The organism is Micromonospora sp. WMMD812 (assembly GCF_027497215.1).
Lineage (GTDB): Bacteria > Actinomycetota > Actinomycetes > Mycobacteriales > Micromonosporaceae > Micromonospora.
The window spans coordinates 3,712,921-3,737,280 of record NZ_CP114904.1; the positions used below are offsets into that span (position 1 = coordinate 3,712,921).

Annotated in this window: 24 protein-coding genes; 12 read left to right on the forward strand and 12 right to left on the reverse strand. The window is 73.7% G+C overall.

Translation table 11 applies throughout. The features are described 5' to 3' along the window. Positions 1 to 15 precede the first annotated feature (15 nt). The 5 genes from O7603_RS16965 to mca all read right to left on the reverse strand — a co-directional run bounded on the left by O7603_RS16965 (position 16) and on the right by mca (position 7,331). Positions 16 to 1,188 (reverse strand): 5-(carboxyamino)imidazole ribonucleotide synthase, encoded by a 1,173-nt coding sequence (locus tag O7603_RS16965; protein WP_281570782.1) that lies wholly within the window; start codon positions 1,186 to 1,188, stop codon positions 16 to 18. A gap of 37 nt (positions 1,189 to 1,225) precedes the next feature. Further along, positions 1,226 to 3,268: a thioredoxin domain-containing protein gene (locus O7603_RS16970; RefSeq protein ID WP_281570783.1), complete on the reverse strand. Its 2,043-nt coding sequence runs from the start codon at positions 3,266 to 3,268 to the stop codon at positions 1,226 to 1,228. A gap of 128 nt (positions 3,269 to 3,396) precedes the next feature. Then, on the reverse strand, positions 3,397 to 5,892 hold the full coding sequence (locus O7603_RS16975) for a bifunctional diguanylate cyclase/phosphodiesterase (protein ID WP_281576715.1): 2,496 nt from the start codon (positions 5,890 to 5,892) through the stop codon (positions 3,397 to 3,399). A 215-nt stretch (positions 5,893 to 6,107) separates the two neighbouring features. Next, complete coding sequence (locus O7603_RS16980) at positions 6,108 to 6,401, reverse strand: hypothetical protein (protein WP_281570784.1); 294 nt, start codon at positions 6,399 to 6,401, stop codon at positions 6,108 to 6,110. A 48-nt stretch (positions 6,402 to 6,449) separates the two neighbouring features. Next, a complete protein-coding gene (mca, locus tag O7603_RS16985) occupies positions 6,450 to 7,331 on the reverse strand; it encodes a mycothiol conjugate amidase Mca (protein WP_281570785.1) in 882 nt (293 codons plus the stop codon). Between the two features lie 198 nt (positions 7,332 to 7,529). Here mca and O7603_RS16990 point away from each other — a divergent pair, with 198 nt between their 5' ends. After that, positions 7,530 to 7,967 carry a DUF4307 domain-containing protein gene (locus O7603_RS16990; protein WP_281570786.1) on the forward strand — a complete coding sequence of 146 codons (438 nt, stop codon included), beginning with the start codon at positions 7,530 to 7,532 and terminating at the stop codon, positions 7,965 to 7,967. Between the two features lie 268 nt (positions 7,968 to 8,235). Then, positions 8,236 to 8,733, forward strand: coding sequence for a transcription elongation factor GreA (gene greA, locus O7603_RS16995; RefSeq protein ID WP_281570787.1), 498 nt, complete (start codon positions 8,236 to 8,238; stop codon positions 8,731 to 8,733). Positions 8,734 to 8,794: 61 nt separating this feature from the next. On the opposite strand, the gene ilvA is transcribed toward greA, so the two are convergent. From ilvA to O7603_RS17015, 4 genes are read right to left on the reverse strand one after another with little or no spacing between them, the layout of a single operon-like run. Further along, positions 8,795 to 10,015: a threonine ammonia-lyase gene (ilvA, locus tag O7603_RS17000; RefSeq protein ID WP_281570788.1), complete on the reverse strand. Its 1,221-nt coding sequence runs from the start codon at positions 10,013 to 10,015 to the stop codon at positions 8,795 to 8,797. After that, positions 10,012 to 10,938 (reverse strand): DUF4328 domain-containing protein, encoded by a 927-nt coding sequence (locus O7603_RS17005; RefSeq protein ID WP_281570789.1) that lies wholly within the window; start codon positions 10,936 to 10,938, stop codon positions 10,012 to 10,014. The genes ilvA and O7603_RS17005 overlap by 4 nt, the downstream gene beginning before the upstream one ends. 49 nt (positions 10,939 to 10,987) lie before the next feature. Then, on the reverse strand, positions 10,988 to 12,397 hold the full coding sequence (locus tag O7603_RS17010) for an amidase (protein ID WP_281570790.1): 1,410 nt from the start codon (positions 12,395 to 12,397) through the stop codon (positions 10,988 to 10,990). A gap of 16 nt (positions 12,398 to 12,413) precedes the next feature. After that, positions 12,414 to 13,556 carry a cystathionine gamma-synthase gene (locus O7603_RS17015; protein WP_281570791.1) on the reverse strand — a complete coding sequence of 381 codons (1,143 nt, stop codon included), beginning with the start codon at positions 13,554 to 13,556 and terminating at the stop codon, positions 12,414 to 12,416. Positions 13,557 to 13,651: 95 nt separating this feature from the next. Here O7603_RS17015 and O7603_RS17020 point away from each other — a divergent pair, with 95 nt between their 5' ends. The 7 genes from O7603_RS17020 (at position 13,652) to O7603_RS17050 (ending at position 18,728) form a co-directional block, all read left to right on the forward strand. Then, positions 13,652 to 13,978, forward strand: a complete 327-nt coding sequence (locus tag O7603_RS17020; RefSeq protein WP_281570792.1) for a hypothetical protein — start codon at positions 13,652 to 13,654, stop codon at positions 13,976 to 13,978. Beyond that, positions 13,978 to 14,670 carry a nucleotidyl transferase AbiEii/AbiGii toxin family protein gene (locus O7603_RS17025; protein WP_281570793.1) on the forward strand — a complete coding sequence of 231 codons (693 nt, stop codon included), beginning with the start codon at positions 13,978 to 13,980 and terminating at the stop codon, positions 14,668 to 14,670. The genes O7603_RS17020 and O7603_RS17025 overlap by 1 nt, the downstream gene beginning before the upstream one ends. A 52-nt stretch (positions 14,671 to 14,722) precedes the next feature. Then, positions 14,723 to 15,133: an HIT family protein gene (locus O7603_RS17030; RefSeq protein ID WP_281570794.1), complete on the forward strand. Its 411-nt coding sequence runs from the start codon at positions 14,723 to 14,725 to the stop codon at positions 15,131 to 15,133. Positions 15,134 to 15,223: 90 nt separating this feature from the next. Beyond that, positions 15,224 to 15,886 carry a peptide-methionine (S)-S-oxide reductase MsrA gene (msrA, locus tag O7603_RS17035; protein ID WP_281570795.1) on the forward strand — a complete coding sequence of 221 codons (663 nt, stop codon included), beginning with the start codon at positions 15,224 to 15,226 and terminating at the stop codon, positions 15,884 to 15,886. 371 nt (positions 15,887 to 16,257) lie between these two features. Continuing rightward, complete coding sequence (locus O7603_RS17040; RefSeq protein WP_281570796.1) at positions 16,258 to 17,187, forward strand: ribonuclease Z; 930 nt, start codon at positions 16,258 to 16,260, stop codon at positions 17,185 to 17,187. Then, positions 17,184 to 17,693 (forward strand): GNAT family N-acetyltransferase, encoded by a 510-nt coding sequence (locus O7603_RS17045; RefSeq protein WP_281570797.1) that lies wholly within the window; start codon positions 17,184 to 17,186, stop codon positions 17,691 to 17,693. Before O7603_RS17040 ends, O7603_RS17045 begins: the two co-directional genes overlap by 4 nt. A gap of 78 nt (positions 17,694 to 17,771) precedes the next feature. Further along, positions 17,772 to 18,728 (forward strand): trypsin-like peptidase domain-containing protein, encoded by a 957-nt coding sequence (locus tag O7603_RS17050; protein ID WP_281570798.1) that lies wholly within the window; start codon positions 17,772 to 17,774, stop codon positions 18,726 to 18,728. A 79-nt stretch (positions 18,729 to 18,807) separates the two neighbouring features. On the opposite strand, the gene O7603_RS17055 is transcribed toward O7603_RS17050, so the two are convergent. Together O7603_RS17055 and O7603_RS17060 are read right to left on the reverse strand one after the other, a co-directional pair. Beyond that, entirely contained in the window at positions 18,808 to 20,178 is a 1,371-nt protein-coding gene (locus tag O7603_RS17055) for a cystathionine beta-synthase (protein WP_281570799.1), read from the reverse strand. Between the two features lie 82 nt (positions 20,179 to 20,260). Then, positions 20,261 to 20,617: a YkvA family protein gene (locus tag O7603_RS17060; RefSeq protein WP_281570800.1), complete on the reverse strand. Its 357-nt coding sequence runs from the start codon at positions 20,615 to 20,617 to the stop codon at positions 20,261 to 20,263. Between the two features lie 161 nt (positions 20,618 to 20,778). Here O7603_RS17060 and O7603_RS17065 point away from each other — a divergent pair, with 161 nt between their 5' ends. The 3 genes from O7603_RS17065 (at position 20,779) to O7603_RS17075 (ending at position 23,993) form a co-directional block, all read left to right on the forward strand. After that, positions 20,779 to 21,831: an SGNH/GDSL hydrolase family protein gene (locus tag O7603_RS17065; protein WP_281570801.1), complete on the forward strand. Its 1,053-nt coding sequence runs from the start codon at positions 20,779 to 20,781 to the stop codon at positions 21,829 to 21,831. Continuing rightward, on the forward strand, positions 21,828 to 22,631 hold the full coding sequence (locus tag O7603_RS17070; protein WP_281570802.1) for an SGNH/GDSL hydrolase family protein: 804 nt from the start codon (positions 21,828 to 21,830) through the stop codon (positions 22,629 to 22,631). The genes O7603_RS17065 and O7603_RS17070 overlap by 4 nt, the downstream gene beginning before the upstream one ends. Positions 22,632 to 22,730: 99 nt before the next feature. After that, positions 22,731 to 23,993 carry an acetyl-CoA C-acetyltransferase gene (locus tag O7603_RS17075; protein WP_281570803.1) on the forward strand — a complete coding sequence of 421 codons (1,263 nt, stop codon included), beginning with the start codon at positions 22,731 to 22,733 and terminating at the stop codon, positions 23,991 to 23,993. Positions 23,994 to 24,032: 39 nt separating this feature from the next. On the opposite strand, the gene O7603_RS17080 is transcribed toward O7603_RS17075, so the two are convergent. Continuing rightward, positions 24,033 to 24,353, reverse strand: a complete 321-nt coding sequence (locus tag O7603_RS17080; protein WP_281570804.1) for a hypothetical protein — start codon at positions 24,351 to 24,353, stop codon at positions 24,033 to 24,035. Between the last annotated feature and the right edge of the window lie 7 nt (positions 24,354 to 24,360).

Here is a 24,360-nt window from a genome sequence, read left to right on the forward strand (position 1 = left end):
GTCGGGCTCGCCCGCTCACTCGTGTCCCTCGCGCAGCCAGCGGGCCGCGCGCGCGGCCCGCGCCCGTACGTCGGCCAGGTCGTCACCGAGCACCGTGACGTGCCCGATCTTGCGGCCCGGACGAACCTGCTTGCCGTAGAGGTGCACCTTGGCGCCCGGCTCGGCGGCGAAGAGGTGGTGCAGCCGCTCGTCGATGGAGATCCCGCCCGGCTCGCCCCCGAGCACGTTCGCCATCACCACGACCGGCGCGGCGAGCGCCGTGTCTCCCATCGGGTAGTCCAGCACGGCCCGCAGGTGCTGCTCGAACTGCGACGTCCGGGCACCCTCGATCGTCCAGTGCCCGGAGTTGTGCGGCCGCATCGCCAGCTCGTTGACCACGACCCGGCTACCGGCGCCGTCGGCGACCTCGAACAGCTCCACCGCCAGCAGACCCACCACGCCCAGGGACGTGGCCAGGTCGATGGCGAGCTGCTGGGCGGCGAGCGCCAGCTCCTCGGGCAGGTCCGGCGCGGGGGCCAGCACCTCGACGCAGATGCCGTCGACCTGGACGGTCTCCACCACCGGGTACGCGGCGACCTGCCCGAACGGCGAACGGGCCACCTGCACCGCCAGCTCCCGACGCAGCGGCACCCGCTCCTCGACGATCAGCTCGGTGCCCCCGGCGAGCAGCGTGGCCGCCAGCTCGGCGGCGTGCGTCGCGTCGGTCACCATCCAGACGCCCCGCCCGTCGTAGCCACCGCGGGCCGCCTTGAGCACCACCGGCCAGCCCACCTCGGCACCGAACGTGACCAGGTCGTCCGGCTCGCCGACCGGTCGCCAGGCCGGCACCGGGGCGCCCAGCTCGCTCAGCCGCTCCCGCATCGCGCGCTTGTCCTGCGCGTAGCGCAGCGCGTCGGCCGGCGGGTACAGGGTCACACCCTCGGCGGCGAGCGTGCGGATGTGCTCGTTCGGCACGTGCTCGTGGTCGAACGTGACCACGTCGCAGGCCTTGGCGAAGGTGCGCAGCGCGGCGAGGTCGGTGTGGTCGCCGTACTGGACGTCGGCGGCGACCAGGGCGGCGCCGTCGTCGGGGGCCAGCGCGAGGACGCGCAGTGACTGGCCGAGGGCGATCGAGGCCTGGTGGGTCATCCGGGCCAGCTGGCCGCCACCCACCATGCCGACAACAGGCAGACCGGTACGGGAATCCATAGCGGCGCCAGCCTATCGGGGCCGGGGACGCCGGCCGCTACCGGCCGCCGAGCTGCCCGACCAGGTCATCCACCTCGGTGACGGGACGCTCGCAGACGAAACCGCGGCAGGCGTACGCGGTGGGCCGCCCGTCGACCATCGGACGGTCGGCGAGCAGCGGCACGCCCGGCTGGTCGGGCCGACCCGCCACGATCACCGCGCCCGGTGGGGCGTACCGGTGGGCCGCCGCGAGCAGCGGGCCGCCGGCGGGCTGGTCGGTGACCACCGCGATCTCGTACGGCCCGGAGAGCAGGGCCTCGCCGACGGTCGCCGCGTACCCGGTGAAGCGGGCGTGCCGGGCGACGATCGGCGCCACCGTGCCGAGCGCGGTCTCCGCCGCCTCCCGGTACCGCGTCTCGCCGGTCAGCGCCGCGTACGCCACCAACGCCGCGACGATCGCCGACCGGCCGGACGGGGTGGCGTTGTCGGTCGGGTCCGCGGGCCGGGTGACCAGCCGCTCGGCGTCGTCGGCGGTGTCGTAGAACCCGCCGTCCGGCGCGGCGAACCGGTCCAGCGCGACATCCAGCAGCCGGCCGGCCAGCTCCAGCCAACGCCCCTCGCCGGTGAGCTGGTGCAGCGCGCAGAACGCCTCGGCCACGCAGCCGTAGTCCTCCAGCACCCCGGCCGGCTCGCCGACGACCTTGTCCCGGGACACCCGGCGCAGCCGCCCGTCCACCAGGTGCACGGTGGCCAGGTGCTCGGCGGTGTCGCGCAGCGCGCCGTCGGCCACGATGGCGACGCCGTCCATCAGGTTGGCGTCCTCGTCGTCCGGGTTCGCGTAGAGCGCGGCGACCTGCAGGAACTCGGCGATCGCGGTGATCGCCAGCCCGTTCCAGGCGGCGACCACCTTGTCGTCGCGGGCCGGCTGGGGCCGGGCGTCCCGGGCGACCAGCAGCCGACCCACCACCTCCTGCCAGCGTCGGCGCACCGCCGGGTCGGCGTCGTCCACGTCCCGGGCCAGCCGCAGCACGCTCGTGCCGTGCTCAAAATTGCCGGACTCGGTGACCCCGAACAGGTCGGCGGCGAAGCGGCCGTCCTCCTCTCCCAGCACCTCGACGAGCTGCGTCGGGGTCCAGACGTAGGTGAGGCCCTCGACGCCCTGGGTGTCCGCGTCCAGCGCGGACGCGAAGCCCTCGCCGGGCCGGTGCAGCTCGTCGGCGAGGAACCGGGCGGTGTCCCGGGCGATCCGGCGGGCCAACCGGTCCCCGGTCAGCCGCCAGAGCTGGGTGTACGACCGCAGCAGCAACGCGTTGTCGTAGAGCATCTTCTCGAAGTGCGGGACGGTCCAGTGCCCGTCGACCGAGTAGCGGGCGAAGCCACCGGCGAGCTGGTCGTAGATGCCGCCCCGGGCCATCGCCTCGCTGGTGTGCCGGGCGATCTCCAGGCTGCGGGCCGAGCCGGTGCGCTGGTGGTGCCGCAGCAGGAAGAGCAGGTTCATGTGCGGCGGGAACTTCGGGGCGCCGCCGAAGCCGCCGTTCGTCTCGTCGTACTCCTCGGCGAGCTGCGCGGCTGCGGCGTCGAGCAGGTCCGCGGTGAGCGGGGCGGTCAGACCGCCCACGGCCTGGGCGCCGCCGATCGCCTCCACCACCGCGGCGCCCTGCTGGAGAACGGCGTCCCGCTGGTCCCGCCACGCGCTGGTGACCGACTGGAGCAGCCGGACGAAGTTGGGCCGGGGGAAGTAGGTGCCGCAGAAGAACGGGCTGCCGTCCGGGGTGGCGACGACGGTCATCGGCCAGCCACCCTGGCCGGTCATGGCCTGGGTGGCGGTCATGTACACCGCGTCGACGTCCGGGCGCTCCTCCCGGTCCACCTTGACGGACACGAAGTCGGCGTTCATCAGCGCGGCCACCGACTCGTCCTCGAACGACTCGTGCGCCATCACGTGACACCAGTGGCAGGCGGCGTAGCCGACCGAGATGATCACGGGTACGTCGCGCCGCCGCGCCTCGGCGAACGCCTCCTCGCACCACGGCCACCAGTCAACGGGGTTGTCGGCGTGCTGGAGCAGGTACGGCGAGGTCGCCTCGGCGAGTCGATTCACCCGACGACCATATCCACCCCGCCCGACCTCGCCCTGTTGATCATGAAGTTATTGCCGCCGAGGGCGGCGTGTCGGCGCACCAACTTCATGATCAACACGCCACGGTCGCAGAGCCGGAGCCAGAAGGGTCAGGACGCGCCGTCGGCGCGGAGCGGGAAGACGTTGGGGCGGGCCTCGTCGAGGAGGGTGCCCAGCACTGCGCCGATCTTGTCGGCCGGCATCGGCTTGAAGAAGTGGTAGCCCTGTGCCGCGGTGCAGCCGAGCTCGGCCAGGGCGGAGCGCTGCTCGGCGGTCTCCACGCCCTCGGCCACCACCCGCAGCCCCAGCTCGTGCGCGAGGCCCACGGTGGTCCGGACGATCGCCGCGGCCTCCGGGGAGTCGACCATCCGGATCACGAACGAGCGGTCCACCTTCAGCTCGTCCACCGCGATCCGGGTGAGGAAGGTCAGCGACGAGAATCCGGTGCCGAAGTCGTCCACCGCGAGCTGCACACCCATCGACCGGAGCGTGGCCAGCACCTCGTCGATGACCTCCAGCTCGCTCATCACCACCGTCTCGGTGATCTCGAGGACCAGCCGCTGCGCCGGCACCTGGTGCCGGCGCAGCGCGTCGGCGATCTCCGTCGGCAGTCGCGGGTCGAGCAGGCTCCGCGCGGAGAGGTTGACCGAGATCGGGATCTCCAGCCCCTCCCGCGCCCACCCGGCGGCGATCCCCAGCGCCTTGTCCAACACGTACCGGGTGAACGTGCCGAGCTGCTCGCTGTTCTCCACGGGCCGGATGAAGTCGACCGGGCCGAGCCAGCCGCGGCGCGGGTGCCGCCAGCGGATCAGCGCCTCGACACCGGTCGGCGCGCCGGTGGCCAGATCGACCGCCGGCTGCAACGCCAGCACGAGCTGGTCCTCGACCTTGAGCGCCTCGCGCAGCTCGGCCAGCAGGGCGAGCTGGTCGGTGCTGGCCGCGTCCCGCGTGCTGTCGTACGCGGCGACGTTGCCGCCGCCCTCCTTGGCCTGGTACATCGCGATGTCGGCCCGGCGCAGCAGCTCGGTCAGGTCGGCGGTGCCGGCGTCGGCCACCACCACACCGACGGACACCTCGACGGACATCCGCACTCCGGCGACCTCGGTCGGCGCGGCCAGCCGCTCGGCGATCTCGCGGGCCTGGCGCAGCGCGTACGCCATCGGGGCGGCGCGGTCACCGATCACCGGCACCGACGTCAGCAGCAGCGCGAACTCGTCGCCGCCGAGCCGGCCGAGCAGGTCACCCGAGCGGGCCAGCGCGCCCAGCCGGTTGGCGGTCAGCCGGAGCAGCTGGTCCCCGGCCGCGTGGCCCAGGGTGTCGTTGACCCCGCGGAACTGGTCGATGTCGAGCAGCAGCAGCGCTACGGGGTGGTCGTGCGCGAGCTGCCGCAGCGCCTGGTCACCCTTGTTGAGCATGGCCGCCCGGTTGATCAGGCCGGTGAGCGGGTCGTGCACCGCCTCGTACGACGACCGGGCGGTGACCAACCTCAGCTCGCGGTGGGTGGCGGCGTCGTGCAACGCGGCGGCGAGCGCCTCGCCGAACGCGGCCAGCGCGTCCCGGTCGCGCCCACCGGGGCTCGCGGATCGGGGGAAGCGCACCCGCAGCCGGCCGACCGGCACCGCGCCGACGGTGAGCGGGCGCACCAGTTCGCGCTCGTCCGGCTCGGTGGCCACGGGCCGGGTGATCTCCCGGTCGACCATCCCGCCCGCGGCGTCGCCCCGGTAGCGCCGCCAGCGCCCGTCGCCGCGCGCCACGTCCACATCGACCAGCTCGGCGTTGAACAGCGTCAGCGCCCCGGTGACCGCGGCGCTGGCCACGCCCCGCTCGTCGAGCTGGTTGAGCGCGGCCGTGGCGTCGGCGAACGCCCGCCAGGTCCGGCGCTCCTGGTCGACGCGGAGCCGGTGGCGGTAGGTCTGCTGGAGGAGCCAGAGCGGCGGTGGAAGCAGCAGCAGCCACCGCGGGTCGATCTCCAGCAGCGCCACGACGAGCAGGCCGACCGCGACGTTGCCGACGAACATCAGCAGCTTGCCGCGCAGCGCCGCGAGCAGCGACGGCCCGATCGGCACACCGTGCCGCAGGCCCAGCGTGACCCCTCCGATCCAAGCTGTGACGAGCAGGTAGGTCACCGATCCGGCGATCGCGGCGACGGCCAGCCCCGGCGTGGGCGCGGCCAGCAGCGGGCGCCCGAGCGCGGTGGTCACCGACACGGCGACCGCCGACGCGGCGGCCAGCGACGCCGCGATGCGGACGACCTCCAGCACCGGCCTGCGCTCCCCGAAGGCCGAGAGCGCCGACCAGGCGAGCCCGGCGCCGAGCAGGGTGGCGGAGGGGAGCCAGCCGGCGGGCGCCAGGTAGAGGCAGATGATCAGCGCCGCCTCGCCCCAGCTGATGCTCACCATGCCGGCGGCGGCGCGGAACCGCAGCCGGGCCAGCTGGGCGAGGGCGAGGACGGCCACGGCGATGGCGTAGCGGGCCGGAGCGGGGATCGGATCGTCGGCGGGAAGCCGGTGCGGCAGGCTCAAACCGACCAGGGCGGCGATCACCGCGGTCAGGGTCACCGCGGCGGTGAGCACCAGCACCCGGGGTGGCGTGCTGCGAACCCCCAGCCGGTCGAGCTGCTCGCCGGCCCTACCGGACGTCACCGACCCGCCCTCTGGACCGACCGACCGACCGTACGACGGGCCGCCGCTGCTGTGACGGTCATCGGCGCCCCCTTCCGCGCACGGCTCGGGGACTTTTGGTCCCCCCGGCGGAAGGCTAAGCCAAACCCGATGGCCGCAACAGGGGTCGACGACCGGGTTCGGCGTGATTCATGCGCGGACTACCCGTTCCGGCGCTGCTGACGCCCCGTGGGAGCGTCCGAGGATGAATCCGGTCCTCCGGTCCCGTCTGTCGGATCGGTGACTGCCGCGTCCGCCCGGCCCGTCTCGCTCGGGCGCCCCTGCTCGGGGAACCGGTCGGGCAGCCGGCGCAGCCGGGCGTTCATGTTGCGGATCAGCAGAACGGTGGCGGTGCCCAGCACCAGGATGAGGAAGAGACCCATCGGCCCGGCCAGGCCACCCGTGCGGGTGTCCCCGAAGTTGTTCTCCGCGAGCACCTGTGCGGCGGTCAGCATGGCGTTCCTCCGATGGACGACTGGTGACCAGCGTAGCGCCGCGCCGGCTCAGCGGGCATGCGCGGTCTCGCGCACGCCGGCGAACAGGTCCGACTCGGGGAGCGGGCTGTCGACCATCGAGCGCACCAGCTCGTAGTCCTCCGTCGGCCACGCACCCTGCTGGAGCTCCATCGGCACCTGGAACCAGAAGCCGTCCGGGTCGACCTGGGTGGCGTGGGCGCGCAGCGCGTCGTCGCGGACCGGGAAGTATTCCGCGCACTCGACGCGGGTGGTGATCCGCGGGCCCTTGTCCGGGCGCTCGTCCCAGCGCTTGAGCCACTCCTCGTAGGGCGACTCCAGGCCGGCGGCGAGCATCGCCTCGTGCAGCGCCATGATCTTGCCCTTGGAGAAGCCGATGTCGTAGTAGAGCTTCAGCGGCTGCCACGGCTCGCCCAGCTCCGGGTAGCGCTGCGGGTCGCCGGCGGCCTCGAAGGCGGCCACGCTCACGTTGTGGCACATGATGTGGTCCGGGTGGGGGTAACCGCCCTCCTCGTCGTACGTCGTGACGACGTGCGGGCGGAACTGGCGCATCAGCCGCACCAGCGGGCCGGCGGCCACCTCGACGTCCTGCAGGGCGAAGCACCCCTCGGGCAGCGGCGGCAGCGGATCGCCCTCGGGCAGCCCCGAGTCGACGAAGCCGAGCCAGGCCTGCTCGATGCCGAGGATCGCCCGGGCGGCGTCCATCTCGCCGCGGCGGATCTCGGCGATGTTGGCCCAGACGTCGGGTCGGTCGAGCTTCGGGTTGAGCACGCTGCCGCGCTCTCCGCCGGTGCACGTCACGACCAGGACGTCCACCCCCTCGGCGACGTACTTCGCCGTGGTCGCGGCGCCCTTGCTGGACTCGTCGTCCGGATGGGCGTGGACGGCCATGAGACGCAGCTGTTCTGCCAACTTCGGCGCTCCTCGTCTGGGTCGGCCCCGGGGCCGGCCGGCTGACCTGCCGGAATTCCGCCCTCCCGCGGCCCGACCGGCGGCGGCCGGTCAGTGCCGACGGCCGACCTGCCATGCTTGACGCGGAGCCGGGCTGGGAGGATGGACTCTGCCATTCTTGCCGATGCCACCGACAACAACGCCAGGAGATACCCGCCGGTGAGCGAGACGCACGCCACAATTCCACCGGGAACGCCGGTCTTCCCGCCCGGGCGGTACGGCCGCCGCCGGGAGTCCGGCGGGCGCCGCCCCCTGCTGTTGGCCGCGGTGGTCCTGGTCGTGCTGGCCACCGTCCTGAGCCTCATCGCGGTCCGGCTCTACCGCCAGTACGGCGATCCGAACTACGACGCCCAGGTCGTGACGTACACCGACATCACGGACACTCAGGTGCAGATCGAGTTCCGGCTGACCGTGCCGACCGGCGGCTCGGCGGTCTGCCTGCTACGCGCCCGGAGCCGGGACGGCGCCGAGGTGGCCCGGGAACAGGTCACGGTGACCGCGCCCCCGGGGAAGCGGCACGTCACCACGCGGCACATGCTCACGACCACGGGCCGACCCTTCATCGGCGAGGTGCTGCGCTGCCGCCCGCCCGCCTGAGTCGGCCGCCCGCCGCGCTGTCGCCCGCCCACCTGAGTCGGCCGACGCGCCGCGCAGGCCCGCCCGCCTGAGTCGGCCGACCGCCGCGCTGTCGCCCGCAAACCCCCGGTGAGCTGGGACGACAGGCGGCCGGTCGACGGGGTCGACACGGTGACCGCCCGTGCCCGACGACGGCACGGGTGGTGATCGACGCCACCTCGTGTCGTCCCCCGCTGGTAAACTCGGAAGTTCACCTGTCGTCAGCCACGCACAACTGAGGAGACCGCCTGTGTCCACTGGCAACGAGGCGCCGGCCACCTGGCTGTCCCAGGACGCTCACGACCGACTCAAGGCTGAGCTCGACGAGCACATCGCCAACCGGCCGGTCATCGCCGCCGAGATCAACGCCCGGCGCGAGGAGGGCGACCTGCGGGAGAACGGTGGCTACCACGCCGCCCGCGAGGAGCAGGGCAAGGCCGAGGGGCGCATCCGCTACCTCCAGGAGTTGCTCCGCACCGCCAAGGTCGGCGAGGCCCCGTCGGCCGACGCCGTGTCGCCCGGCATGGTCGTGACCATCTACTTCGACGACGACAAGGACGACACCGAGACCTTCCTGCTCGGCTCCCGCGAGGTGGCGTCGACCACCGACCTGACCGTCTACAGCCCCGAGTCGGCCCTCGGCAAGGCCATCCTGGGCGGCCGGGCCGGGCAGACCTGCACCTACACGGCGCCCAGCGGCGCCGACATCAAGGTGACCGTGGTCAGCTTCGAGCCGTACTCCGGCTGAGCCGGCGGCCGGGGCCCCGCGCCGCACCACTTCCACGAGCGAGGCGTGACACCGGTCGGTGTCACGCCTCGCCTGCGAAGACCACCTGGTAGCCGCTCGCCCGCAGGGCGCTGATCAGCGTGTCCGAGTGCTCCACCCCGCGGGTCTCCACCGACAGCGCCACCTCCACCTCACCCAGGTGCAGGTGCGGGTTGGCCCGCTGGTGCTCCACGTCCACCACGTTCGCCCGGTGCTCGGCGATCTCGCTGAGCAGCGAGGCGAGCTGGCCCGGCCGGTCCGTGCAGCGCACGGTGAACCGCAAGTAGCGCCCCGCGGCCGCCAGCCCGTGCTCGATCACCCGCAGCATCAGCAGCGGGTCGATGTTGCCGCCGGAGAGCACCGCGACCACCGGGGCCTCCACCTCCACCACGCCGGCCAGCAGCGCGGCGACGCCGACCGCCCCGGCCGGCTCGACCACCTGCTTGCCCCGCTCCAGCAGCATCAACAGGGCGCGGGAGATGTCCTCCTCGGACACGGTGACCACGTCGTCCACCAGCTTGCGGACGTGGGTGAAGGTGATGTCGCCGGGCCGGCCGACCGCGATGCCGTCGGCGATGGTGCTGAACGCCGGCAACCGCACCGGTTCCCCGGCGAGCAGCGAGGGCGGGTACGCCGCGGCGCTGGCCGCCTGCACCCCGATCACCCGGACCTCGGGCCGCAGTGCCTTGGCGGCCACCGCGATCCCCGACACCAGCCCGCCACCGCCGACCCCGGTGATGATCGTCTTCACGTCCGGGCACTGTTCGAGGATCTCCAGCGCCACCGTGCCCTGCCCGGCGATCACGTCCCGGTGGTCGAACGGGTGGATCAGCACCGCGCCGGTCCGCTCGGCGAACGTCTGCGCCGCGACCAACGACTCGTCCACCGTGCTCCCGACCAGCTCGACCTGCGCGCCGTACCCCTTGGTCGCCGCCACCTTCGGCAGCGGCGCGTTCACCGGCATGAAGACCGTGGCGTGCGTGCCGACCAGGCCGGCGGCGAGCGCCACCCCCTGGGCGTGGTTGCCGGCGCTCGCCGCGACCACGCCCCGCTCCCGCTCCTCCGCCGAGAGCCGGGAGATCCGCACGTACGCGCCGCGCACCTTGTACGAGCCCGCGCGCTGCACGTTCTCGCACTTCAGCCAGGCCGGCCCGCCCAGCGCCGCGCTGAGCGGACGCGACGGCTCCAGCGGGGTGGTCCGGGTGACGCCCGCGAGCAGTTCCCGCGCGGCCTGTACGTCGGCGAGACCGACCAGTTCCGTCATGCCCCGATCGTGCCACCCGCCGGCGGCGGGACCGGCGGCGACGCCACGGTCGAGTCGGTCGCCACCTGCGGCGACGAACCGGTGACGGGCTGCGCCGGAGGCGGGGCGTAGCCGACCGGCGCGCCCGGCGTCGGCCAGCCGGGGTGGTGGTACGGCCACGCGCCCGGAGCGCGGCTAATCCGGTCCTGTTGGGCGGCGGAGATCCGCCGGATCAGCACGATGAACGCGACGCCCGCGACCACGCACGCCACCGCCGGGATCAGTCGGGGGCCGATCGTCTCCTGGTAGTAGCGGACGTACGTCTGGAACTCCGCCTCGTTGCGGGGCAACTCGGTGAGTTCGGCGTACCTGCGGTCGTCGTTCTTGGCGACAACGCGGTCGCCGATGGTGAACGCGAGCCACGCCGCCCACCAGACAACGACCAGCCCAGGGGTGCTCCGGCGCCACAGGCTGTCCCGCGCGACGTTGGCCACCACCCGGGCCGGCACCACGAAGTTGGCGAACGGCACCAGCCACCCGGCGATGGCCCAGCCCGAACTGAGCGACGGCAGCGCGCCCGGGAAGGCGTCGATGTTCTTCCGGACCCGCCAGGTCCAGATGATCACCAGTACGGACGCGACCAGGATTGCCAGCAGGTAGGGCACCGTGAGCGCGACCTCCGCCAGCACCGCGCCGAGCAGCAGATCGCGGTCACCCTGCTCGGTCGCCGTACGGGCGATCTGCATGCCGACGAGGGGGAACAGCGCGGCCGGCAGGTAGAGCAGGGCGGCGGCGCCGACCGCGATCGACGCGGCCCGACCCAGGCCACGGACGGCGTACGTGGGCAGGCCGGGGTTGACCGCCGGCTGCCCGAGCGGGGTGAAACAGCGGGCACATTCGTCGAGCGCGGGGGACGTGGCGTCCCCGCAGGTCGGGCACTGCATGATGACCGTCCAGGGTGCGGCGCGATGGGTGCGCGCACACGCTAGACGATCATGCGACGGCCGGCGACCCCGTGCCGACGCGCGGGTAGCCGGGGGCGTGCCGCGACCACGGGGCGGCCATCTCGAACTGGCCGGCCACCCCCAGCAGCAGCAGCTCCGAGCCGGGCGGCCCGACCAGTTGCACCGCCACCGGCAGGCCGTCCGGGCGGCGGCCCACCGGCACCACGATCGACGGCAGGCCGGCAATGTTCCACGGCGCCGCGTACGGGGCGTACCGGATGTTGGCCGCCATGTTGGCGCGCCAGGACCGGCCGGACCAGGCGGTGGCCTCCGGCGGCGCGCCCGCCAGCGCCGGCGTGAGCAGCAGGTCGACCGAGTGGTCGGTGAAGAAGCCGATGGACCGTTCCCGCCAGGCCGTCCGGTCGGCCTCCCGCACGTACCCGCGCCGCTGCGCCCACTCGCCGAGCGCCACGTGCCGGCGGCTGCGCGGCTGGAGGTCGCGCCGCGCGATGCCGGCGGCTTCGACGTCGGCAGCGGCCGCGGCGAACCAGGTCGCGAGCCCCTTCAGACCGAGCTTGGTCGGGTAGACCGGGTCGGCCGGCACGGTGTCGTGGCCGGCGGCGGCGAGCAGGCGGCCCGCGGTGGCGACGGCGTCCCGGTTCGGCGCGTCCGGGGAGACCCCACGCACCGGCGAGCGGAGCGAGACACCCACCCGCAGCCGCTGCGGCGGCACCAGCTTCTCCGGACGCCGACCGGCGAGCACCGAGAAGCCGACCGCCGCGTCGGCGACCGTGGTGGTCAGCATGCCGTGCTCGACGAGGCCGAACCAGTCTTCCGCGCCGAGCTGGCGCGGGATGACGCCCCGGCCGGGCTTGAGCCCGACCAGGCCGCAGCAGGCCGCCGGGATGCGGATGGAGCCGAGGCCGTCGTTGCCGTGCGCGATCGGCACCAGGCCGGCGGCCACGGCCGCCGCCGCACCGCCGGAGGAGCCGCCCGGGGTACGCCGGACGTCCCACGGGTTGCGGGTCACCGCGGTGTCGTCGTCGGTGAGCGCCCAGAGGCCGAGCTCGGGCATCCGGGTCACCCCGAGGATCACCGCCCCGGCGCCGCGCAGCCGGCGGACCACCTCGTGGTCGAACTCGGCCACCGGCGTACGCGCGGCGACCGAGCCGTTCCAGGTGGGCAGGCCGGCGACCGGAGTGTTCTCCTTGACCGCCACGGGCACCCCGGCCAGTGGAAGGTTGGCCAGGTCCTCCTGTTCGTCGACCTTCTCCGCCTCGGTGATCGCCTCCCCGCCGCGTACCGTGCGGAACGCAGCGAGGTCGGCGTCGGCCCGGGCGATGTGGTCGAGGTGGTCCGCCACGACCTGGGTGGCGGAGACGTCGCCCCGCCGCACGCCGCGGGCGATCTGCTTGGCGGTCGCCCCGACCCAGGTCGGCATGATGTCCTGCACGGCCACCCTCCCCAGCCAGCGGTCAGCCCAGCGCCTGCTCCAGATCGGCGAGCAGGTCGTCGACCGTCTCGATGCCGACAGACAGTCGCACGAGATCGCCGGGAACTTCAAGCGGCGAGCCGGCAGCACTTGCGTGTGTCATCCGGCCCGGGTGCTCGATCAGGGATTCCACCCCGCCGAGCGATTCGGCGAGGACGAAGAGCTTGGCCCGGTTGCAGATCTCCACCGCGTGCTCCTCGCCACCGGCGGCGCGGAAGGAGATCATGCCGCCGAACCGGCGCATCTGCTTCGCGGCCACCTCGTGGCCCGGGTGCGAGGGCAGCCCCGGGTAGATCACCTGTGCCACCTTCGCGTGCCCGTCCAGGTACGCGGCCAGCCGCTCGGCGTTGTCGCAGTGCCGGTCCATCCGTACGCCCAGGGTCTTGATGCCGCGCAGGGTGAGCCAGGCGTCGAACGGTCCGTTGATCGCGCCCATCGCATTCTGGTGGTAGCGCAGGTCCTCGCCGAGCCCGGCGTCCGCGGCGACCAGCGCGCCACCGACCACGTCGGAGTGTCCGCCGATGTACTTGGTCGTCGAGTGCACCACCACGTCGGCGCCGTGCGCGATCGGCTGCTGGAGGTACGGGGAGGCGAAGGTGTTGTCGACCACCAGCAGGGCGCCGGCGTCGTGCGCGACGGCGGCCAGCGCCGCGAGGTCGGCGATGCCGAGCAGCGGGTTGGTCGGCGTCTCCACCCACACGATCTTCGTGCGGCCGGGGCGGATCGCGGCCCGGATCGCGGCCGGGTCGGAGACCTTGGCGGGGGTGAAGTCGAGCCCCCACCGCTCCACCACGCGGGCGAAGAGCCGGTAGGTGCCGCCGTACGCGTCGTCGGGGATGACCACGTGGTCGCCGGGCTTGCAGACGGTGCGCAGCAGGGTGTCCTCGGCGGCGAGGCCGCTGGCGAAGGCGAGGCCGACCGCCCCGCCCTCCAGCGCGGCCAGGCACTCCTGGAGCGCGTCCCGGGTCGGGTTGCCGGAACGGCTGTACTCGTAACCGAGCCGCGGCGCCCCGACGGCGTCCTGCGCGTACGTGCTGGTCTGGTAGATAGGTGGGATCACCGCGCCGGTGCGGGCCTCGGGGTCCTGGCCGGCGTGGATGGCGAGCGTCTCGAAGCCGTGGTTCATTCCCGTGACGTTAGTCCGCCACCTCGTCCCGATGCGGGGAACCCGGAGGCGGGTCACGCCAGCAGCCTGTCGTAGGGGTCGGTGATACTGGCTCGGTGACCTCGACCGGCCTCCCCTCCCGCCTGATCGGCGCGGCCGACCGCATCCCGGCCTCGCTCGACGAGCTGACCGGCCCGGATCACGGCCGGGTCGAGCTTCCCGTCCGGCTCGCCTGGTCCGGGCCGAGCGACTTCGTCGTCGACGACCCAGGGCAACGGCTGACGCTCTACTGCCTCCTGCTCGACTGCGGGCAACGCGACGACGTCGTCCGCTACGTGAATGCCCGGCTGCTGCGTCAGGACTGGCCACGCATCCGCCGGCTGACCGCCCGGCGGATGATCTCCCTCTGGGAGCAGTTGCTGCCCGATCTCGCCGGCGCCTGATGGAACCCCTGCACCGCCGGCTACTCGAGATCGGCTTCGAGGCCGGTGACGATCTCGGTCTGGTGCTGGCCGGCGGGTACGCGATGTGCGCACACGAGTTGCTGGACCGACCGTCACAGGACATCGACTTCGCCACCGCCTCCGCACTCCCGCTTCCGGAGGTGGCGGACCGACTCGCCGCGGCATTCGCGAATGCCGGTTTCTCCGCCTCGATCATCGAGGTCACACCTCGAATGGGCCGCCTGGTCGTCTCGGACGCCACGGGCACTTGTGAAGTTGACCTGCTCAAGGAGGCACTCGGGCCACCGGCCAGGTTGACCGTCGGCCCGGTCGTCGCCTTCGACGACGCGGTCGGGCTCAAGATGCGCGCCCTCCATGACCGTGCGGCTCACCGTGACTTCATCGACATCCGCGCCGCGAACAGCCGGCTCGAATGGGCCGAGCTGGAACGGCTGGGCGCCCGTCATACCGGGGACTTCTCGCTGGAGGAGTTGGCCGACAGACTCGGTGCCGTCGACGAGCGGGACGAGCGCACCTTCCGGTCGTACGGGCTCGGCGACTCCGAGATCGACGAGCTGCGAGGCTGGGCGCGACGGTGGGAGGCGGACATCAGGGCCCGCCTGGCGAGCGGCGAGACCGGGCCGGTCGGGGTCGTCGAGAGTGAGTGGGACAGCTACCTGGACGGGCGGTGACCGCGCCGGGCGGGACGGGGCGCTCCGCAGCCGGCCGCACTAACCTGGGCCGGTGGCCGGGTGTGTGTTCTGCGGGATCGTGGCGGGTGACGTGCCCGCGTTCCGGGTTGTCGACGAGCCGGACGGCGTGGCGTTCCTGGACACCCGGCCGGTGTTCAAGGGCCACGTGCTGGTGGTGCCGCGTACCCACCTGGTGACGCTCGCCGACCTCCCGCCGGCGTCGCTCCCCGGCTACTTCGGGCTGGTGCAGCGGGTGGCCGTGGCGGTGGAGGCCGGTCTGGGAGCCGGTGGGACCTTCGTGGCGATGAACAACCGGGTGTCCCAGTCCGTCCCGCACCTGCACACCCATGTCGTGCCGCGGACGAAGGGCGACGGGCTGCGCGGCTTCTTCTGGCCCCGCACCCGCTACACCGACGACACCGAGGCCCAGGCCTACGCCGACCGCGTGGCCGCCGCGCTCTGAGCGAGGTGGGGCCTGACTCAGCGTGGCGCGGGTAAGGAAGCGAGGCCCCCTGGTGTTGCACGCTGGGAGAGGTAGGAGAGGAGTCCCACCGTGTTCCTGCGCCGCATGAAGGCCGAGCTCCCCACCCCCGACAAGGCCCTGCCGGGCCGTGTGATCGCGATGCCCGTGGCCGACCGGCACGAGGTGCTGGGCACCCCGCTGAAGGGCCCGTTCCCGGAAGGCAGCCAGGTGGCCGTCTTCGGTATGGGGTGTTTCTGGGGGGCCGAGCGCCTGTTCTGGACCCTGCCCGGCGTGATCACCACCTCCGCCGGCTACGCGGGCGGCTACACGCCGAACCCGACGTACGAGGAGGTCTGCTCGGGGATGACCGGGCACACCGAGGCCGTCCAGGTGGTCTACGACCCCTCGAAGATCAGCTACGAGGACCTGCTGAAGGTCTTCTGGGAGAACCACGACCCGACCCAGGGCATGCGCCAGGGCAACGACGTGGGCACCCAGTACCGGTCGGCGATCTACGCGACCACCGACGACCAGCTGGCCACGGCGACCGCCTCCCGTGACGCGTTCGCGCCGATCGTGGCCCGCGCCGGCAAGGGCGAGATCACCACCGAGATCGACCGGCTCGGCAACTACTACCTGGCCGAGGACTACCACCAGCAGTACCTGGCGCCGACCAAGAACCCGAACGGGTACTGCAACCACGGCCCGAACGGGCTGAGCTGCCCGGTGGGCGTGGCCCGTACCGCCGGCTGATCTCACCCGAACGCCGTCCGTCGCCCGCGGCCCCGCGCCGCGGGCGACGCGCATTCCCGCCGGCCGTGTGATCGAAATCCGTTGCCGGGCCCCGCGGCGTCTGGATAGCGTGGCCGTACACGGGAAAGGAGGTGGTCCAGACTTGTATAGCAATCGGACTCGTGAGGTGGCTGTCCGCTAGCCGCTGTCCTCGACAGTGATTCACGTCCGCCGCGAGGCGGGCACAGGCACGATCGTCGAGACCGTGTGGCAGCGGTGCGGCGAAACCACGACAGCCACCCGACCCCCGGGGTGCCGGCCTCAGTCCAGCCGGCCCGCGCGCGAGCGCGGAAACCCCGGGGGTCGCTTCATACGCAGCGGAGGGGCACGCCGTGTCGATGCGCGAGCTGGTGGTGCTCGGGACGGCCAGCCAGGCGCCGACCCGGCAGCGCAACCACAACGGGTACGTGCTGCGCTGGGACGACGAGGTGATCCTCTTCGACCCCGGCGAGGGCAGCCAGCGGCAGTTGCTGCACACGACGGTGACCGCGACCGACCTGACCCGGATCTGCGTCACCCACTTCCACGGCGACCACTGCCTGGGCCTGCCCGGCACCATCCAGCGGCTCTCCCTGGACCGGGTGCCGCACCCGGTGGCGGTGCACTTTCCGGCCGGCGGCGCGGAGTACTTCGCCCGGCTCCGGCACGCGTCCAGCTTCTACGAGACCGCCGAGTTGCGGGTCGAGCCGATCGAGGCGGACGGCCAACGGATCCCGCTGGGTTGCGGCACCCTGGAGGCCCGCCGGCTGCGGCACCCGATCGAGACGTACGGCTACCGCCTGGTCGAGCCGGACGGCTGCCGGATGTTGCCGGAGAAGCTGGCCGCGTACGGCATCGGCGGCCCGGCCGTCGGGGAGCTGATCCGCGTCGGCCACCTCGACCTCGACGGGCGCCGGGTCACCCGCGACGAGGTGAGCGTCCCCCGGCCGGGGCAGCGGTTCGCCTTCGTCATGGACAGCGGCCTGTGCGACGGGGTCTACGCCCTGGCCGAGCACGCGGATCTGCTGGTCATCGAGTCGACCTTCCTCGACTCCGAGGCCGCGCTCGCCGCCGAGGTCGGGCACCTCACCGCGGCGCAGGCCGCCCGGGTGGCGGCCGAGTCGGGGGTACGCCGGCTGGTGCTCACCCACTTCTCGCAGCGCTACGCCGACCCCCGCCGGTTCCTCGACGAGGCCCGGGCGCACTTCGACGGCGACCTGGTGATCGCCGAGGACCTGACCACCGTCCAGGTCCCGCCACGGCGGGTACCCTCGCCCGGGTGACCGTCACGCTGCGCCGGGCCGCCACCGACGACCTCCTGGCGATCGGCGCGCTGCACCAACGCTCCCGGCTCGCGGCGTACTCGTCCTTCCTGCCGGCGGAGGCGCTGGCCGAGCCGACGCCCGAGGCGATGGGGCGGTACTGGGCCGAGCGGTGGAGCTGGGAGTCGGACACCCACCTGATGACCGTCGCCGAGCGGGACGGCGGGCTGGTCGGCTTCAGCTACGTCGGCCCGGACGACGACGGCGACCCGGCGACCGGCCTGCTCTACGCGATCCACCTCGACCCGGCCGAGCGGGGACGCGGCGTCGGCCGGGAGCTGATGATCGACGCCCTGGCCACCATGCGGGGCCGCGGCTGGCGGCGGGCGGCGCTCTGGGTGCTCGCCGAGAACGGCCATGCCCGGCGCTTCTACGAGCGCGGCGGCTGGTCGGCGGCCGGGGTGGAGCGGGAGGACGCGATCGGGTCGGCGGTCACCACCCAGCTGCGCTACACGCGTCCGCTGTGACCGCCCGCTCCGGGTGACCGCCCGTTCGCTCTGAGCTGATCCGGGCATGCCCGTCGATCCGGCCGCGTTGGCAGGGTCATGGACACCGAGCACACCGCGCCGGAGCGGGCCGAGGCCGCCGCTCTGGACGCGTACTCCCAGGTGGTCACGACCGTGGCGGCCCGGGTGCTGCCCAGCGTGGCCGCCCTGTCGGTGCGGACCGCGCGCGGGGCCGGCGCCGGCTCCGCGGTCACCGTGGGCACCGATGGCCTTCTGTTGACGAGCGCACACGTGGTGCAGGGCGCCCGGGACGGGACGGCCGCCTTCGCCGACGGCACCGAGACCCGGTTCCGGGTGGTCGGCGCCGACCCGCTGTCGGACCTCGCCGTGCTGCGGGTCGAGGAGACCACCGTGCCGCCCGTCGAGCTGGGCGACGCCGACGCGCTGCGGATCGGCCAGCTCGTGGTCGCCGTGGGCAACCCCATGGGGCTGGCCGGCTCGGTCACCGCCGGCGTGGTCTCCGGCCTGGGCCGGTCCCTGCCGGCCCGCGACGGGCGGGTCACCCGCCTCATCGAAGACGTGATCCAGACCGACGCGGCGCTGAACCCGGGCAACTCCGGCGGTGCGCTGGCCGACTCGACCGGCCGGGTGATCGGGGTGAACACCGCGGTCGCCGGGTACGGGCTCGGGCTGGCGGTGCCGATCAACACCACCACGCAGCAGATCATCGCCGACCTCACCGCCGACGGTCGGGTCCGCCGGGCCTGGCTGGGCGTGGCCGGCGTGCCGGTGCCGCTGCCGCCCGAGGTGGCCGCGCGCACCGGGCAGCGGCGCGGGTTGCGGGTCGTGGAGGTCGTGCCGGGCAGCCCGGCCGGAACGGCGGGGATCTACCTCGGCGACGTGATCCTCTCCGCCGGCGGCCGGTCGATCGGCGACGGCCAGGGCCTGCAACGGCTCATGCTCGGCTCGGTGATCGGCACCCGGTTGCCGGTGACCGTGCTGCGCCAGGGCGCCTTCGTCGACGTGGTGGCGGTGCCCACCGAGCTGACCCGCTGACAGCGGCCGCCACCACCGAGCACGGACCGGGCCCCGCGTCGACGTCCGGCGTCGGCGCGGGGCCCGTCGTCAGGTCGACTCAGCGCGCGCCGAGGTGGGCGAGCAGGTCCTGCCGGGTGAGTACGCCCTTGGGCTTGCCGTCCACCAGCACCAGCGCGGCGTCGGACTTCTCCAGCAGGCCGACCGCCTCGCTCACCGGCTGCCCGCCGCCGATCATCGGCAGCGGTGCGGCCATGTGCCGCTCGATCGTGTCGTGCAGGTGCGCCTGACCGGTGAAGAGCGCGTCCAGCAGGTCCCGCTCCGCGATCGACCCGGCCACCTCGCCGGTCACCACCGGCGGCTCGGCCTTGAGCACCGGCAGCTGGGAGACGCCGTACTCGCGCATGTAGTCGATCGCGTCACGGACCGTCTCGGTCGGGTGCACGTGCACCAGCTCGGGCAGGCCGCCCGGCTTGCTCGCCAGCGCGTCCGCCACGGTCGGCTCCGAGCCGGAGTTGTCCAGGAAGCCGTAGCGGGCCATCCACGCGTCGTTGAAGATCTTGGACAGGTAGCCCCGGCCGCCGTCGGGTAGCAGCACCACCACCACGTCGTCCGGGCCGGCCTTGCGGGCCACCTCGAGCGCGGCCACCACGGCCATCCCGCAGGACCCGCCGACCAGCAGACCCTCCTCGCGAGCCAGCCGCCGGGTCATCTCGAACGAGGCCTTGTCGGAGACCTCGACGATCTCGTCGGCGATCCCCCGGTCGTACGTCTCCGGCCAGAAGTCCTCACCGACCCCCTCGACCAGGTAGGGCCGGCCGGTGCCGCCGGAGTAGACCGAGCCCTCCGGGTCGGCGCCGATCACGCGTACCCGGCCGTCGGAGGCTTCCTTCAGGTAGCGGCCGATGCCGGAGATGGTGCCGCCGGTGCCCACGCCGGCGACGAAGTGGGTGATCTCGCCCTCGGTCTGCTTCCACAGCTCCGGGCCGGTGCTCTCGTAGTGCGAGCGCGGGTTGGCCGGGTGGCTGTACTGGTTGGGCTTCCAGGCGCCGGGGATCTCGCGGGCCAGCCGGTCGGAGACGTTGTAGTAGGAGCGCGGGTCCTCCGGTGCGACGGCGGTGGGGCAGACCACCACCTCGGCGCCGTACGCTCGCAGCACGTCCTGCTTGTCCTGGCTGACCTTGTCCGGGCAGACGAAGACGCACTTGTAGCCTTTGAGCTGGGCCACCAGGGCCAGCCCGACGCCGGTGTTGCCGCTGGTCGGTTCGACGATGGTGCCGCCGGGCTTGAGGATGCCGGCCTTCTCGGCGTCCTCCACCATGCGCAGGGCGATCCGGTCCTTCACCGAACCGCCCGGGTTCAGGTACTCCACCTTCGCCAGCACGGTGGCCTGGATGCCGGCCGTGACGTTGCGCAGCCGTACCAGGGGGGTGTTGCCGATCAGGTCGACGACGTTGTCGTAGTACTGCACCTCGATGTGTCCTTCTCCTCGGCGCCGGCGACGGCGGCCGGGCAGGTGGTTCGCGGATTCCCAGCGCCCAGGGTACGTGTCGTCAGGGCACCACACGCCCGGGGATGACCGAGTCCCGACGCGCCTCCCACTCCAGGAAGCGCTCGGTCTCGGCGAGCACGCTGCCGGCCAGCCAGGTGACCATGACCGCGTCGTCGGCCAGGCCGAAGATCGCCAGTGGGATCTCCGGGAGCAGGTCGATCGGCGAGACTATGTACGCCGTCGCCGCGGTCATCAGGGCCAGTCGGAGGCCGCCGTCGTACTCGCCGCGGGTGGTCGCCCGGATCATCCGGGGGAGCGCCGCCAGCCGGGCGCCCAGTGACGGCCCGCCGCGAGCCCCGCTGGCCAGCGCCCGGGCCAGGGCCGCGAAGGCCGCGCTCCGCTTCAATGTCTTCCCCATCTCGCGCTCCTCTCCCGGGGGACAGCGTGACGTCCCGGCGCAAGCCCCCGTGGCGGCCGGGACCGCCCGGAGAATGACGTACCCAGAACGGTCTTCCGCCAGGCACCCGCGAGCCGGTCCGACGACAGCGACGTGTCGTGCCGGCGCGATACTGTCGCCTTATGGGGGTGGCTGGTTCCGTCGTACCGGTTGGTCCGCGCTGGCAGCGCGCCCGGCAGATCGCCCGCCTGACGGCGATCGGCACGGGCGCCACCGCGGCAGCCTTCGTGGCGACCGCCGGGGTGCTGCTCGGCCAGGCGCGTCAGGCCCGCCGCATCATCCCGATGGCCGAGGCTCCCCCGCCCCGCTGCGACGGCGTCTACGGCGCGAAGTTCCCCGGCGAGCCGCTCACGATGGTCGTGCTCGGCGACTCGTCGGCCGCCGGCTACGGGGTGCACCGCCGGCGGGAGACGCCCGGCGCCCTGCTCGCCACCGGCCTGTCCCGCCGGACGCACCGGCCGGTGCGGCTGCACCGTTTCGCCGTGGTCGGAGCGATCTCCGCCGGGCTGCGGCACCAGGTCGAGGCGGCCCTCGACTGCCGGCCCGACATCGCGGTGATCCTCATCGGCGGCAACGACGTCACCAACCGCACCCCGCCGGCGCTGGCCGTGCGCTACCTGGTCGAGGCGGTCCGCACACTGCGCGCCGCCGGCTGCGAGGTGGTCGTCGGCACCTGCCCCGACCTGGGCGCGATCCAGCCCATCCAGCCACCGCTGCGCTGGCTGGCCCGGCGCTGGAGCCGGCAGCTCGCCGCCGCTCAGACGGTGGCCGTGGTCGAGGCGGGCGGCTGGACGGTCTCCCTCGGCGATCTGCTCGGCCCGCGGTTCGCGGCGGAGCCGGCCCGGATGTTCGCCTGGGACCGGTTCCACCCGTCCGCCGAGGGCTACGCGGTGGCCGCCGCCGCGCTGCTGCCCACCGTGCTCTCCGCGCTCGGCGCCGGCCAGGAGCGGCGGGCGGCGCTCGCGCCGGGTCAGGGCGTACGGTCGCTGCCGGAAGCGGCGCAGGAGGCGGCCCGCCACGCCGGCACGGAGGTCAGCGGCGCCCAGGTTCGCGGCCGCGACCGGGGCCCGGCCGGCCGGTGGGCGCAACTGCGGCGCCGGGCGTTCTTCGGCGTCGGTGCCGTCCCGCAGCCGGGCCCGACCACCGACTCATCCACTGTGGAGGGACTGGCATGAGCGAGCAGGACATGGCCACCAGGCTCGCCGGCCGGCTCGGCCGGGCGGCGGTGCTCTCCCTGATCGCCGGTACGGTGGGCGGTGCCGCGCTCCTCGCCGGCGAGGCGTTCGTCGCCCGGCACCGGCGCTACGCCCAGCCGGAGCTCGGGCTGGCCCTGCGCGCCACGATCGGCCGGGCCGGCGCGCCGCCGCTACGGCTGGTCCTGCTCGGCGACTCGTCCGCCCTCGGCGTCGGGGTCGACCGCCTGGAGGACACCATCGGCGGCCAGCTGGCCAACCTGCTGGCCGAGGGCCCCGCCGGCCGCCTGGTGCACCTGTCCAGCGTCGGGGTGTCCGGCTCCCGCTCGACCGACCTCGCCACCCAGGTGGCCCGGGCCCTGCTCGGCGAGCGTCCGGACGTGGCGCTGATCCTGATCGGCGCGAACGACGCCACCGGGATGCGCCGGCCGGCCGACGCGGCGGCGTACCTCGGGTCGGCCGTGCACCGACTGCGCGAGGCGCGGGTGGAGGTCGTGGTCGGCACCTGCCCGGATCTCGGCGCGGTCCGCGCGATCGCCCCGCCGCTGCGCCAGCTGGTCGGCTGGTCGGGGCGGCGGGTCGCCCACGCCCAGACGGCGGCCGTGCTGGACGCCGGCGGGTCCGTGGTCGACCTGGCCACCGAGACCGGCCCGGTGTTCCGCGCCGACGCCGGCACGTTCTGCCACGACGGCTTCCACCCCTCCGCCGACGGCTACCGGGTCTGGGCGCACGCGTTGCTGCCCGCGGTCGCCGCCGCCGCGGCGGTCGCCTCCCGGCACTGACCCACCGATCGAACCGGCGCCGGGCGGCGAGGGAGGGGTGACATTTCCCGCCCGCCGCGCGGGTTCCGCGCCAAGTTACCGACGGGTTAACGTGGGCTCATGTCGACTGAGTCGTCCCGCGACGCCGTCATCGTCGCCACCGCACGCTCCCCCATCGGCCGGGCCCACAAGGGGTCCCTGCGCGACGTCCGCCCGGACGACCTCGCCGCCACCATCGTCCGGGCCGCCCTCGACAAGATCCCCCAGCTCGACCCGACCGAGATCGACGACCTCTACCTCGGCTGCGGCCTGCCCGGCGGCGAGCAGGGCTTCAACATGGCCCGGGTGGTCGCCACCCTGATGGGCCTGGATGGCCTGCCCGGCGCCACGCTGACCCGCTACTGCGCCTCCTCCCTGCAGACCACCCGCATGGCCATGCACGCGATCCGGGCCGGCGAGGGTGACGTCTTCATCTCCGCCGGCGTCGAGACCGTCTCCCGGTACGCCCGGGGCAGCTCCGACGGCCTGCCGCCGGAGGCGCAGGCGCTGGTCGGCGGCGGCTGGGAGAACCCGCGTTTCACCGCGGCCCGTGAGCGGTCCAAGGCCCGCGCCCAGGACGGCGCGGAGGTGTGGACCGACCCGCGCGAGTCCGGCGAGCTGCCCGACATCTACCTGGCCATGGGGCAGACCGCGGAGAACCTGGCCCAGGTGTACGACGTGAGCCGCGCCGACATGGACGAGTTCGGCGTACGCAGCCAGAACCTGGCCGAGAAGGCGATCAACGACGGCTTCTGGGCCCGTGAGATCACCCCGGTCACCACGCCGGACGGCACCGTGGTCAGCACCGACGACGGGCCGCGCCCGGGGGTCACCCTCGACGGCGTCGCCGGCCTGAAGCCGGTGTTCCGGCCGGACGGGCGAATCACCGCCGGCAACTGCTGCCCGCTCAACGACGGGGCCGCGGCGGTGGTGGTCATGAGCGCCCAGCGCGCCCGCGACCTCGGCATCACGCCGCTGGCCCGGATCGTCTCCACCGGCGTCACCGCGCTCTCCCCGGAGATCATGGGCCTCGGCCCGGTGGAGGCGTCGAAGCAGGCGCTCACGCGGGCCGGCATGACCATCGACGACGTCGACCTCGTCGAGATCAACGAGGCGTTCGCCGCCCAGGTGATCCCGTCGTACCGGCAGCTGGACATCCCGCTGGAGAAGCTGAACGTGATGGGCGGCGCGATCGCCGTCGGCCACCCGTTCGGGATGACCGGCGCCCGGATCACCGGCACCCTGCTCAACGCGCTGGAGTGGCACGACCGGACGATCGGCCTGGAGACCATGTGCGTCGGCGGCGGCCAGGGCATGGCCATGGTGATCGAACGGCTCAGCTGAGCCGCTGACCCTCGTCAGCGGCGCGGGCGCGGAGCACGGTCAGAGCGCGCTCCGGGTCGCCTCCACCTCGGCGGCGGCCCGGGCCAGCGCGTCGGGCGCCGCGCCGGCCGCGAGCAGGTCCGCGGCGACGACCCGGAGCTGGTCGGGCAGGGCCAGGTCGTTCACCAGCCGCGGCACCGTGCGGCGCGGCTGGCCCTCGGCGTCGGCGGCCAGGTTGGCGATCTCCTGCACCAGCCGGTGCACCAGGTCGCCGCGGGCCGCGTTGCCGCCGGTGGCGGCGGCCGCCCAGCGGGGCTGCTCCCAGTGCCCGACCTGACGGACCAGCAGCCGCACCGCCCGGTCCAGTTCCGCTGCGCTCATCGTCGCC